The sequence below is a fragment of the Aquaspirillum soli genome, assembly GCF_054781915.1.
On record NZ_BAAGTM010000013.1, the window covers coordinates 1 to 12569 of the forward strand.

The following is a 12569-nucleotide window of genomic DNA, read 5'->3' on the forward strand; positions in this document are numbered from 1 at the left end:
TGTGCAAGCACTTGATGTCCAAGCGCTTACACCTATCGGTTGTATTCTGTTAAAGATCGATCAAACAACTAAACGCTGTTTGCTGCTGCTGTGTTGCAGCGAGGAAGCGAACTATACCCACTCCCTCACACACCGTCAACACCTAATCACCAAAAAAATCTATAAAAGTAGATAAAGCATTGATTTTCTGAAAAAAGAATTGCCACTATTTAGTGGCAATTCTTCGAACAAGACAGGCGTTACAAGACGTAGCGCGCCAAATCTTCCCGCTGAGACAAGCTTTCTAAGCGTGAATCAACATAATTTGCATCAATTTCGACGTTTCCAGTCTTCGCATTAAAGCTTAAATCTTCTAATAGCCGTTCCATCACGGTGTAAAGTCGCCGCGCGCCGATGTTTTCCGTTTTCTCATTCACACTAAACGCAATCTCGGCCAATCGACGAATGCCATCCTCTTTAAATTGCACCTGACAGCCTTCGGTAGCTAATAGTGCCTGATACTGTTGTGTTAAACAGGCGTCAGTCGCTGTCAAGATACGTTCAAAATCGGCCACCGACAGTGATTTCAATTCAACACGGATAGGGAAACGCCCTTGTAGCTCAGGAATCAAATCTGAAGGCTTCGCTAAATGGAATGCACCAGAAGCAATAAATAGAATATGGTCGGTTTTCACCATGCCATATTTGGTGTTCACGGTAGTGCCTTCTACCAAGGGCAGTAAATCACGCTGCACCCCTGCACGCGAGACATCGGCCCCATGACCTTCGCTACGGCTGGTGACTTTGTCAATCTCGTCTAAAAACACAATCCCGTTTTGCTCTACATTATTCAGTGCAGCCTGTTTAATGTCGTCCTCATTGAGCAATTTGGCCGCTTCTTCTTCCACCAACAATTTACGCGCTTCAGCAATTCTCAGCTTGCGACTTTTTTTCTTGCCAGTATTCATATTGGCAAACATGCCTTGGATTTGTTGAGTCAACTCTTCCATCCCAGCAGGTGCCAACATTTCAATATGTGGTGCGGTTTGTTGCAGTTCGATATCGATGTCTTTATCGTCCAACTTTCCTTCACGCAACATCTTGCGGAATTTTTGCCGTGTTTCATTATCTTGGCGGACAGGTTCAGCTGGTTCATCAGCAAAACCCACCACTGGTGAACGGGCAGGTGGCAATAGCGCATCCAAAATCCGCTCTTCAGCAGCATCTTCAGCCCGATGACGTTGCCGAGTCATCGCCTGTTCGCGCTCTTGTTTGATGGCAATCTCCATCAGATCACGAATAATCGAATCGACATCGCGGCCCACATAACCAACTTCGGTAAATTTAGTGGCTTCGATTTTAATAAAAGGGGCATTCGACAAGCGTGCTAAACGCCGAGCAATTTCTGTCTTCCCCACCCCAGTCGGCCCAATCATCAAAATATTCTTGGGGGTGATTTCATGCCGTAATGGCTCGGGTACTTGTTGTCGCCGCCAGCGGTTACGCAAGGCAATGGCAACGGCTTTCTTGGCTTCTTGTTGTCCGACGATATGTTTGTCGAGTTCGTGCACAATCTCTTGTGGCGTCATTTGGCTCATAATCGGTTCAACTCAATCCAGTGTTTCGATCAAATGATTCTGATTGGTATAAATACAAATATCGCCAGCAATCGTAAGCGATTTTTTCACAATGTCAGCCGGGCTCAAATCGGTGTTTTCGAATAAGGCCCGTGCAGCAGATTGGGCAAAAGCACCGCCTGATCCAATAGCGGCAATCCCTTGTTCTGGTTCTAACACATCACCATTCCCAGTAATAATCAAGGTTGCTTCACGATCGGCCACAATCAGCATGGCTTCTAAACGACGCAGCATGCGATCGGTACGCCAATCTTTAGCCAATTCAACAGCTGCGCGAACCAGATGGCCCTGATGTTTTTCTAACTTTGCTTCAAAACGCTCAAATAAGGTGAAGGCATCAGCTGTTCCACCAGCAAAGCCAGCTAGCACTTTATCGTGATACAAACGGCGAATTTTGCGCGCGGTTGATTTAATGACGATGTTACCCAAGGTCACTTGGCCATCGCCGCCCAGTGCCACTTGTTGGCCCCGGCGAATCGACACGATTGTCGTTCCATCAAATTGTTGCATGTCATGCCCTTAAAAAACGAGACGCCACACGACCACGTTGGCGAGAGGGATAAATGCCGACATTGGCAGAAATTGCAAGCAACCATATCACACAGCCCAGCTGCGACACTCTGTCGCAAGACAAGAAAAGAAAATTGTGGCGAGATGAGGGGTATGATCAGACTTGTTTACAAATGAGAAGTGTTATCGTTATCATAGTAAGATGTCACGTTTATCCCATACCCTCTCTTTTGGCTTTGTGTTACTCGCCCACGCCGGCGTGCTGTTTGCCTTGCAACACAGTAGCGCAGTAGACAAAACACCGCCGCCTCAACCACAACTGTTGCAGTTAGTGGATGCGACAGTGCAAGCGCCGACACCACAACCACCGGCACCTGAGCCCGCCAAACCCGAACCACGCAAAGAAAAACCAGCTCCAAAGAAAGAGGTCAAACAAACCACTTTACCAACGCCGAAAAAGCCTATTGCACGTCCACAGGTGCCCTCAAATGCCATCGCGCAGGCAAACACACCGGATACATCAAGCACAGCACAAGGCGAACAGACAGAACAGGGCAAAGAAGGCAAAAGCAGCCCTCATGCCGCACCAGAAAAAGAAACAGCGCCCAATTTTGCTGCAGCCTATCTTTCAAACCCTAAACCAGCCTATCCCGCCTTATCTTTAGAGCTGAACGAAGAAGGTACGGTACAGCTAAAAGTCGAAGTCAGTGCCAGCGGTCATCCCACAACAGTGGCACTACATCGTAGCAGCGGTTTTCCACGATTAGACCGTGCTGCATTAGAAGCCGTGAAACGGTGGCGTTTTATCCCTGCCAAACGCGGCGAGACTGCTATTGCAGGTTCGGTCATTGTTCCACTCAACTTTAATATCAAACAACAGGGTTAACGATGGATCTCTCTCTGGTTTTCAGCCAAGGTGATGGCATTCTGATTGCTGTCTTTTTATCTTTATTGCTGATGTCGATCAGCAGTTGGTGGCTTATTCTGACTCGTAGTATTCATCTATTTCAGACAAAACGGCAAAACCGCCAGTTTAGCGAGGCCTTCTGGCAAGCCACCGATTTACACAGTGCAACACAACTGATTCATGGCCAAGAAGCCCCATTAGCGCGGGTCGCACAAAGTGGCCTCGATAGCCTCAATCGCCACCAAGCCCAAGCCACCCGTACCTTAGGACAGCATTGCTCGTTAGATGAATTTCTGGTGCGTAATATCCGGATGAGTCTTGCCCGTGAAACGGGTCGATTAGAGCATGGTATGACTTGGTTAGCGACAGTCGGTGCTACAGCGCCGTTTGTAGGTTTGTTCGGCACAGTTTGGGGAATTTACCATGCCTTAGTCGGTATTGCCGGTGCAGGGCAGCTCTCGATTGCAGCTGTAGCAGGCCCAATTGGCGAGGCTTTGGTCGCTACTGCCGCCGGTTTGGCTGCCGCCATCCCTGCCGTCGTTGCCTACAACGCATTTTTGCGTGCCAATCGGGTTATTGCACAGGATTTAGATGGTTTTGCTCATGATTTACATGCGCAATTGCTCAGTGCGGAGAAAGCATAATGGCCTTCGGTGGATTTGATAAAGGCAGTTCTGCGCCTATGGCAGAAATCAATACAACACCGCTGGTGGATGTGATGCTAGTGCTGTTGGTAGTATTTATTATCACCGCGCCAGTCCTCAGCCACGCGATTAAAGTGGATTTGCCTCAGGCCACCGCTTCGGAACATAAAGAGGATGTTAAAGCCATTCGCTTTACCATTGATGCCGAAGGGAAATACTTTTGGAATGACGAGCCCGTCGCGGAAACAACGCTGGCCACGCGCTTTGCCGATGCAGCCCGTAGCAACCCACTAGTTGAACTTCATTTACGGGCCGATCAAACCGCTCACTACGGCCCAGTCGCTCGTGTCTTAGCACAAGCGCAAGAGAATGGCGTCACCCGAATCGGGTTTGTTACCGAAGTCCCAGCAAAGCCACATTGATAAATGTACGACACAATGATGTCGTGCATCAAACCAGCACTGTCGCGCTGCGGCCTGAGTTATGACATGACGTGAGCGCGACACCTGCCTATTGCCAATTCGCCACGGAGAGATGATGTCCGCTGGTATTCCAAACAGTGGAAACCGTTTTTAAAATCAAAGCGCAGTATAATAGGCGACATGAAACCACTGTCTCCGCGCTCGCGCCTTAAAGGCGATCCCTTCTTGCCCAATCGTTTTATCTTTGGCGATGCCATTGATGAAAATGGGATTGAAGAATACGAATATCTGATTCACACCGAAACCCCCGCTTTTGTGTGCCGGATTATGCGCAAAAGCATTGAACTGCCCGCCAATAGCGCCAGCAATGCCCACGGGGGACAAAGCGCCATGCTGTACGACCCCGATGAGGACGTCAGCTATTACGCTTGCAGTGATGGCATTGCGTTGACCGACTTTATTTTTTTCCAAGATGAACCGACAGCCGGTGCCTTAAAGAAAATCTGTGATGAGGCGATGGTGCACTATTGGCGTTTGGATGAGGCCTATAACGCCCATCGCGAAGGGTTGCCCCTGCGGCCATTGCGTTGCCTCCCAGCGGCCACACTCGAAGTAGAGGAGTTAGCACAAGAGATTCAGTCTCTCCTCGAAAGCGCTCGCCAAGCCAACCAAGACGCGATGTATCGGCCAACACTGATGGCACGGGTCCACCAAGCCCTACTCAGCGGCGATGCACGGGTGTTAACCGAGGCACAATTAGCACTTACAGAACAACCGATTTTGCGTGAAGCCTTGCTCAATACCGCCCGTGATTTAATCGCACAACCGGATATTGCACGCGAAGATGGCACATTTCAGCCTTACGACCTGTGGGCCATGCCACTGATTTACACCATGCCACACCTCGGGCACTGTTGGTATTTTCCACAGTTGTCTGAACTTGAAGGGGTGTTGCGCGAAACCTATGGCCTAGGACGAGCCAGCCTACTGCATGTCTCACCCACGGTTTTTTCTGTTGAAATGTTGCGTGAAAGCCATTGCCAACAGTTGGTTCATGTTGCGCCAGCGTTGGATGCCGGCGACGCCTTTATTCCGGAAGAACTGGAAAAAATGGTGGCAGCCTATGAAAAAGACCGCAGCCAAACCACGCCCCGCTTAGTCTTAGCGTGGGTGGTCTTTAGCGTGGCACGCGGCAGTCTGACTCCAGACAAACGCCCAGCTGGCAATTTATTGCTCGATGCAGCGATGCCAGTGGTCGAAAATGCGTTGGATGAAACCATTGAATATGGCGAAGCCACATTATTTGCCCCAGAACCTCTATGGGAAAGCTTGGCCACCGGCACACAAGAATACAACCTACGGCGGTTATTCTTTACGGTCACGGTATTGGAAAAAAGCGTGGGGTTGGACGGCATCAAAGTCAGTATTGAATACCAACCAGATGCCTTAGCCTTTCAGTTGAGTTTTAAACATGCCAAAGGCCATGAACTCACCGGCTTTGCCTGGCTATTACCCCCTGATTTGGCGCCCGACCGTGATGCAGCGCTGGAAAGTCTGCATCACGCTTTGATGAGTTTGGGCCTATACAGTGGAGAAGTCCGCAACACACTGCATTAGTGCGTGGCGTTTCCCATCGCCAACGCCAATTCAACGCTGGCTTGATAGTGTCGCTCGGCATCGTCTGGTCGGTCCAAACTTTCGAACATCTGTGCCAACGCGGCATGAGCAGCCAAACTCGGTTCGACCGACAAACTCGCCTCGAAATAGCTCTGGGCTTTGCCCCAGAGCTGTTGTGCCAAGGCCAACCAACCTAACAGCAACAGCAAACGGTAGTCGCGGCGGTGTTCTTCTAACCATGCCTCTGCACGCTTCACCAGCGAGAGCCGGCTTGTTTCGCTGAGTTCTGCCGCCACTTCGACCAATTCTTCTAATAGCTCGGTTGACCACTGTTGATCCAACGCGGCCACCAGCAATTCTGCTGCCGTATCGACTTCCTCAAACTGAGCATACCGGCGCACCACCGGTAACAGAATTTCATGGTGCATCCGCTCGGTAGTCGGTAATTTTTGCCACCACTGTTGCAACTCAGCCAGATCAAGAAATCCCTCTAACTGTAAAAGCCACGCTGCACGACGATAACGCTGCGCTTGTTCTTGCGTAATGCCTTCCGACTTTTGCAGTTTTTCGATCAACGGCAATGCCAAATCAGGCGCATTTTGCAACAGTCGGATTTTCATTTCGAGCTTTAACGCGGCGGTCAAACTCGGTGAGATTTCACGCGCAGCGGTCACCGCTTGCAAGGCAGAATTGAGGCGTTTTTCATCAAAATACAGTTCGGCTTCCTGCATATGACGGGCCAGTTGTACCGATGAAGGTAATTGGTCTAAGGCAGCAAAATGGCTATCACGACGGGCATAGTCTTTGGTGCGATGTGCCGCTTGAGCAGCCAATAACAACGCCAAAGCACGGCTTTCGGCACTTTCTTCGTCATCCAATGACTTCACTGCCTCGCGTTCAGCTTTTTGATAACGCCCTTCCAAATAGGCCAAAGAAGCATCACGCAAAGCATGGCGCGCAGCAGTTAATTTTTTCTGCCGTTGGAAGCGTTTCACTTCCTCCGGCAAGCGGAACGCCACCGCCAACCCACGCAACACACCATAAGCCACCACAATCGCCAAAATCAGGATTACCACTGCCATATTGAGCGACAGTTCCACGCGATAGGGCGGCAACACCAAAATGGCATAACCTGTATTGACCTGTGCAAATAACGACAACCCAACTGCCAAGGCAAATAAGCCGACTAACCAGAGGACAAATTTCATGCGCCCTCCTGCGCCGGGGTCACGGGTGCCACAGGGCGGTTTTGCATTGAGCCTTGCGCCGCACGAACAGCATTGAGACTATTCGCCAAATCGGGCACCACGACCGCCACGGGGCTTTGTTGTAATTCCACACAGCTGGTTAACCACGTGGCCACTTTCTCCGAACGGGTGTCGAAATGACGGCGCACATGCTGTTCAACCGCCGAAAGCGTGGTACGGAAATGATTTTCTTCGCCTTGCAATACAGCTAACCGTGCATCCAAGAGCTGTAATCGCAGATTTTCACGCAAGAAATAGCTTTGTTCTGGCGTTAATAACAAAGCATCGGGTTGATCGAGATGACGGACGCGAACAAGACGGGCAAATTCACTCCACAACTGTTGTAAGAATGGCGACAGATAAGCTGTGAATCCATCGCCTTGCTCAGCCTTCGCCACAGGGCTGTGGCTTGGTTGTGTCCGCTCAATATCAATTTGCAACGGCAAACTGTCCACCGCATACGCCAAGCGATCCAGTTTTACCGTTAAACCGACTTTATCCACGTGGGGCAAAGCACGCAGCGTTTGTAGGTCTTGGCTAATCGCTTTACGCAAGGCAATAAATTGCGGTTGTTCTTGTTGGTTTAACCGCTCGTCTAATAACGACAACGCGGTAATCGCCGCAGGAATATTGCCGGCCAGTTGAAGCTGTTGTGTTGCAATGGTCAGTGCGTGCTCAATTTCGGCCAATTTCCAATCATCCCGCGAGTGATTAAGCTCTTGGTACATATTTTGGATCGTGGCAAATTGTCCAGCGGCCTCGTTCACACGGGTTTCCATCGTGCCTAATCGAGCCGTCAAAGACTGAATAGCCTGTTGGGTTTGTTCGGCTTGTGCTTTCAAAGCCTGATTGGCGTTAAGTTGATCACTCAGCTTACGCGCCAGTTCGGTTTGTGCGCTGTGCAAAACTTGTCGTGACTCAAACCATTGCCAACCGGCAATACTCAACGCCAGCACAGACACAACCAAGGGCACACCCACCGACCAGCGGCGAGAGTGTGGAGCCAGCGGCGAAGCTGGCGTAGCAGAAGAAGTTTCAACGGTCATCGATAGCTCTGAACCATGTATCTAAAGCGGAAAGCGTGTGTTGTTCACCCGCTCGCGTCACCATCACATGCGGTGCCCCCAATTGACGTAACGTCTCGCCAATTCGAGGATGGGGTACCACAAACAACAACGATTGTAGCCTTGCCAACTCGATTGCGTCAGCTTGTTGCCACAAGTGTTGTGCAATTTCTCGACTACTGACCACCACAGCTTGGGGAGAAAAGGCCTGCCAAGCCGGCCAATCGACAGCCAATACTTGGCGCCGATAACAACTTTTCACCACCACCTGAGCCCCTCGCGCCATCAGGTTTAGTGCCAAATCCGGTCGCCCTTGTTCACCATTGATGAGCAACACCGTTTTTCCATCCACAGCTTGCCATTCTGGTAATGCCAATAACGCCTCACTGTCATCTGCGGCAGTCGGAAAAGAGACTGGGCGCGAGGTGTAACGTGCTAAACGTTTGGCACTGGCCGCCCCCACCGTGGCAAAGCGAGTGTGGGACAGCAAAAACGGCGCCATCGCCGGCCACGACACATCAATCGCGCTCGGACTGACCCATACCACCCAATCTGCTGCCGGCACGGCTGTGGATAACTCAGCGAGCACCGCTGCAATCGGCACAATCTCTAACAACGGCGCGAACAACACCGCAGCGCCTTGTTGGCGTAACTGTGCGGCTAATGCGGCACTCTGTGGTAACGGGCGAGTCAACGCGACCCGCACCCCTTGCAATGCCGACATCAGGCCTGCGCCAGTTGCGAAATAATCGCTGCCGCGCCTTGTTCGCATAATTGCGCAGCCAGTTGTTGCCCCAGTTGCTCGGCTTCGGCAGCGGGCGCTTGCGCTTGTGCGGTATAAACCACACGCCCATCCGGCTCAGCCACGAAAGCACGCAAGGTGAGCATACCGTGTTGCAGTTCAGCATATCCTCCCAAAGGTACCTGACAGCTACCGCCCAAGGCTCGACTCATCGCCCGTTCAGCAGTCACACATGCGGCAGTCTCAGCATCATTTAGCGGCGCCAGCAACGCTAAGACATCCTCACGATCAGCCCGAATCTCAATCCCAAGCGCACCTTGACCCACCGCTGGCAAACTTTGTTCTGGTGATAATTCAAGGCGGATTCGCTCGGTCAAGCCCAACCGTTTTAAACCAGCGGCCGCCAACACAATGGCGTCAAACTCGCCCTCGTCTAATTTGCGTAATCGGGTTTGCACATTGCCTCGCAGCGGCTTCACCACTAAATGGGGAAAGCGCGCACGGAGTTGGCTTTCTCGACGCAGACTCGATGTGCCAACCACGGCCCCAGCCGGCAACGCTTCTAACGAGGCATAGTGATTAGACACCAACGCATCGCGTGGGTCTTCTCGTTGCAAAATCGCAGCCAAGGCAAACCCTTCGGGTAAATGCATGGGCACATCTTTCAGTGAATGCACCGCCAAATCGGCGCGGCCTTCGGCTAAGGCCGTTTCCAATTCTTTGACAAACAACCCTTTACCGCCGATTTTGTTCAGGGTGACATCAAGAATACGATCACCTTGTGTGGTCATCCCCAATAATTGGATCTCTAGATCAGGATAAAGGGCTTGAAGACGGGCTTTAACGTGCTCGGCTTGCCACAAGGCAAGGGCACTTTCACGGGTTGCGATCACTAATTGCTTCATTTTGTATTCCTTTGTGGTAATTTTGTTGTAATTCTAACATTCGGCCCTGTGCTGCTTGTTCGGATTCGCGCAAATTGGCGGCGGCATGTCTGCTGATTTTCTTTTACCATCCGACTACATAGCGAGAAAAAATGAACGGAGAACTCGACAAGGACCTCCCCCTGCGTCACGACCGCGCCCGCCTCGACCGTCTGTTAGCCGAGGTCATTCGTGAACAAAAAGGTGAAACTGTCTTTCGTGAAATCCAAACGATCCCAGCTCGTGCGCGGGAAACCCTCGGCACACCAGCGTTTGCCGAATTGGTCCACAGTATGTCTCCAGAAGCTGCTGCCACTTTGGTGCGGGCTTGTGGGTTTTATGCACAGTTGGCCAATCTGGCCGAAGACCTGCATCACAACCGCCGCCGCCGCGCACATAAGCGGGCTGGCTCAGCGCCACAGCAAGGCAGCCTCGAACGCGCCATTCGCCGCTTAAAGCAAGACAATGTGTCGTTTGACGCCTTAGAAGAATTATTCCGTCACGCCTGCATTGTACCTGTGTTAACCGCACATCCAACCGAGGTACAACGGCAAAGCGTGTTGGATGCCCAACGCGCTATCCGCAAATTTCTGGTGCAATTGAACAATCCAGAGTTATTGGCGGAAGAAGAAGAAATTTTAGAAGCCAAAATCAAGCGGGTTTTGGTCACACTGTGGCAAACCAGCGAAATCCGTCCCTTTAAGCTCAATGTACGAGATGAAATTGAAAACGGCGTCGCCTACCATCCACTGACCTTTTTTGCCGCACTGCCCGCGCTCTATCATCGTTTGGAAGAAGGTATCGCCGCCGAATGGGGAAAAACCATTAATCTGCCGAGTTTTTTCCGCATTGGCAGTTGGATTGGTGGCGACCGTGATGGCAATCCTTTTGTCGATGCACAGGTGGTACAACATGCGCTTTCACGACAAGCCGAAGTGGCATTCCGTCACTATGGCTATGAATTAGAAGGGCTGTATCGTGAAATGTCGCTGTCTTTGCGACATATCCAAGTCAGTCCAGCCCTGCAAGCGCTGGCTGAACACTCCCCCGATCATGCAGAAAGCCGCCGTGAAGAACCCTATCGCCGCGCTTTAGCCCATGTTCTTGCTCGTCTCTCGGCCAGCGCCGCCGCCCTTGGCGTCAATTATCAACACCGCTATCAACAACCCGATAGCCAACCGTACCCACATCAACAGGCATTAAGCGACGATCTGCGGACGATTGCTGAATCGCTGGAACAACATGGCAGCAGTGTCCTGACCCAAGGTCGGTTAAAACGCCTACGCCGTGCGGTGGAGGTATTTGGTTTCTTCTTAATGCCACTCGATATGCGGCAACATGCGGAAATTTTCGCCCATGTGGTAGCAAATTTATTCCATCACGCTGGTGTTGAAAATTATCTGGAATTGGATGAAGCAGGACGTCGGGCCTTATTGCTGCAAGAACTCAGCCATGCGCGGCCGTTATATTCTCCCTTCGTCAGCTACGATGAATTGACTGAAAAAGAGTTGGCCATTTTCCGCATGGCACAGGCGCTGCAACAACGCTATGGCGAAGAAGCGCTGCCCAATTGCATTATCTCTAACTGTGCTCAAGCCTCTGATTTGCTGGAAGTGGCGTTGATTTTGAAAGAAACCGGCCTGTTATTGCCCAACAACAGCCAAGCCACCGCCCGCATGAACATCATTCCATTATTTGAAACGGTGGAAGATTTGGATGCCTGCGCTCGGGTGATGAGCGAGTTATTTGCCTTGCCGTGGTATCGCAATATGTTGCGTAGCCGCGATGATACGCAAGAGGTGATGCTAGGTTACTCGGACAGCAATAAAGACGGCGGTTATTTCACCAGCCAATGGGAGCTCTATCAGGCCGAATGCCGTTTGGTCGATGTGTTCCAAGCTGCCGGTGTCAGAATGCGCCTGTTCCATGGTCGTGGGGGGTCAGTGGGACGTGGCGGCGGCCCATCGTACGAAGCCATCATCGCCCAGCCCCCCGGCACGGTAGCAGGTCAAATTCGTATTACCGAACAAGGCGAGGTCATTTCGTCTAAGTATTCCGACCCAGAAATTGGTCAACGCAATCTCGAAGCGCTGTTAGCCGCCACCCTCGAAGCCAGCTTAGCCAATCACACCCACGTCAGTACCGATGAGAGTTTGCTTGGTGAATTGTCGAAGGCAGCGCACCGCGCTTATCGCCAGTTGGTGGAGAGTGAAGGCTTTATGCAGTATTTCCTTGAAGCCACACCGATTCGTGAAATTGCACGACTGAATATCGGCAGCCGCCCTGCTTCGCGCAAAACGCTGGAGAGTATTAAGGATTTACGCGCCATTCCGTGGGTGTTTAGCTGGATGCAGTCGCGGGTGTTATTGCCGGGTTGGTATGGCATGGGCAGTGCGGTGCAAAGTTTTATTGCACAACACGGTGATGCCGGTGTTGAACGCTTACGCACCTTGTACCGTGGGTCGCCGTTCTTCCAAGTGGTGTTGGATAATATGGAGATGGTGTTAGCAAAGTCGGACATGACCATTGCGGCAGAATATGCCCAGTTGGTTGAAGATGCCGCCTTGCGTGAGCGTATCTTCGGCATGATTCGCCAAGAATGGGAAAGCACCGTCAACGCCTTCCGCCTGATTACCGATGGCGCCGAGTTGCTGACCGCTAACCCAACCTTGGCACGTTCGCTCAAGAGTCGTTTGCCCTTCCTCGATACCTTGAACTTTGTGCAGTTGGAATTGCTGCGCCGTCTGCGGGCACAACCGGATGATGAGGCAACGTTATATTCTGTTCATCAAACCATTAACGGGATTGCCGCTGGCTTACGCAACACCGGCTAATCAATATCAATAAAACACCGTTAAAAACTAGAAAAGGGAACAA

At 51.3% G+C, this 12569-nt stretch carries 11 protein-coding genes; 5 read left to right on the forward strand and 6 right to left on the reverse strand.

The genetic code is table 11. The features are described from left to right. Positions 1–239: 239 nt before the first annotated feature. Together hslU and hslV are read right to left on the reverse strand one after the other, a co-directional pair. Positions 240–1577 carry an ATP-dependent protease ATPase subunit HslU gene (gene hslU, locus ACYVJG_RS10485; RefSeq protein WP_460431008.1) on the reverse strand — a complete coding sequence of 446 codons (1338 nt, stop codon included), beginning with the start codon at positions 1575–1577 and terminating at the stop codon, positions 240–242. A gap of 12 nt (positions 1578–1589) precedes the next feature. Next, on the reverse strand, positions 1590–2126 hold the full coding sequence (gene hslV / locus ACYVJG_RS10490; protein WP_022653625.1) for an ATP-dependent protease subunit HslV: 537 nt from the start codon (positions 2124–2126) through the stop codon (positions 1590–1592). A gap of 202 nt (positions 2127–2328) precedes the next feature. On the opposite strand from hslV, the gene ACYVJG_RS10495 reads away from it, so the two are divergent. The 4 genes from ACYVJG_RS10495 to ACYVJG_RS10510 all read left to right on the forward strand — a co-directional run bounded on the left by ACYVJG_RS10495 (position 2329) and on the right by ACYVJG_RS10510 (position 5716). Continuing rightward, a complete protein-coding gene (locus ACYVJG_RS10495; protein WP_460431009.1) occupies positions 2329–3012 on the forward strand; it encodes an energy transducer TonB in 684 nt (227 codons plus the stop codon). A 2-nt stretch (positions 3013–3014) separates the two neighbouring features. Next, positions 3015–3677: a MotA/TolQ/ExbB proton channel family protein gene (locus tag ACYVJG_RS10500; protein ID WP_460431010.1), complete on the forward strand. Its 663-nt coding sequence runs from the start codon at positions 3015–3017 to the stop codon at positions 3675–3677. Next, the gene (locus tag ACYVJG_RS10505; protein ID WP_460431011.1) at positions 3677–4099 is read left to right on the forward strand and encodes an ExbD/TolR family protein; all 423 of its coding nucleotides are present in this window, start codon (positions 3677–3679) and stop codon (positions 4097–4099) included. Before ACYVJG_RS10500 ends, ACYVJG_RS10505 begins: the two co-directional genes overlap by 1 nt. A 180-nt stretch (positions 4100–4279) precedes the next feature. After that, the gene (locus ACYVJG_RS10510; RefSeq protein ID WP_460431012.1) at positions 4280–5716 is read left to right on the forward strand and encodes a hypothetical protein; all 1437 of its coding nucleotides are present in this window, start codon (positions 4280–4282) and stop codon (positions 5714–5716) included. Here the strand turns inward: ACYVJG_RS10510 and ACYVJG_RS10515 are convergent. The 4 genes from ACYVJG_RS10515 to hemC are packed head-to-tail and all read right to left on the reverse strand — an operon-like array spanning position 5713 to position 9674. Next, on the reverse strand, positions 5713–6924 hold the full coding sequence (locus ACYVJG_RS10515) for a heme biosynthesis HemY N-terminal domain-containing protein (RefSeq protein ID WP_022653620.1): 1212 nt from the start codon (positions 6922–6924) through the stop codon (positions 5713–5715). The genes ACYVJG_RS10510 and ACYVJG_RS10515 overlap by 4 nt on opposite strands. Further along, the gene (locus ACYVJG_RS10520) at positions 6921–8009 is read right to left on the reverse strand and encodes a uroporphyrinogen-III C-methyltransferase (protein WP_460431013.1); all 1089 of its coding nucleotides are present in this window, start codon (positions 8007–8009) and stop codon (positions 6921–6923) included. Before ACYVJG_RS10520 ends, ACYVJG_RS10515 begins: the two co-directional genes overlap by 4 nt. Beyond that, positions 7999–8751, reverse strand: a complete 753-nt coding sequence (locus ACYVJG_RS10525; RefSeq protein WP_460431014.1) for a uroporphyrinogen-III synthase — start codon at positions 8749–8751, stop codon at positions 7999–8001. Before ACYVJG_RS10525 ends, ACYVJG_RS10520 begins: the two co-directional genes overlap by 11 nt. Next, entirely contained in the window at positions 8751–9674 is a 924-nt protein-coding gene (gene hemC / locus ACYVJG_RS10530; protein ID WP_460431015.1) for a hydroxymethylbilane synthase, read from the reverse strand. The genes ACYVJG_RS10525 and hemC overlap by 1 nt, the downstream gene beginning before the upstream one ends. A gap of 131 nt (positions 9675–9805) precedes the next feature. Here hemC and ppc point away from each other — a divergent pair, with 131 nt between their 5' ends. Next, positions 9806–12526, forward strand: a complete 2721-nt coding sequence (gene ppc, locus ACYVJG_RS10535; RefSeq protein ID WP_022653616.1) for a phosphoenolpyruvate carboxylase — start codon at positions 9806–9808, stop codon at positions 12524–12526. Positions 12527–12569: the final 43 nt, after the last annotated feature.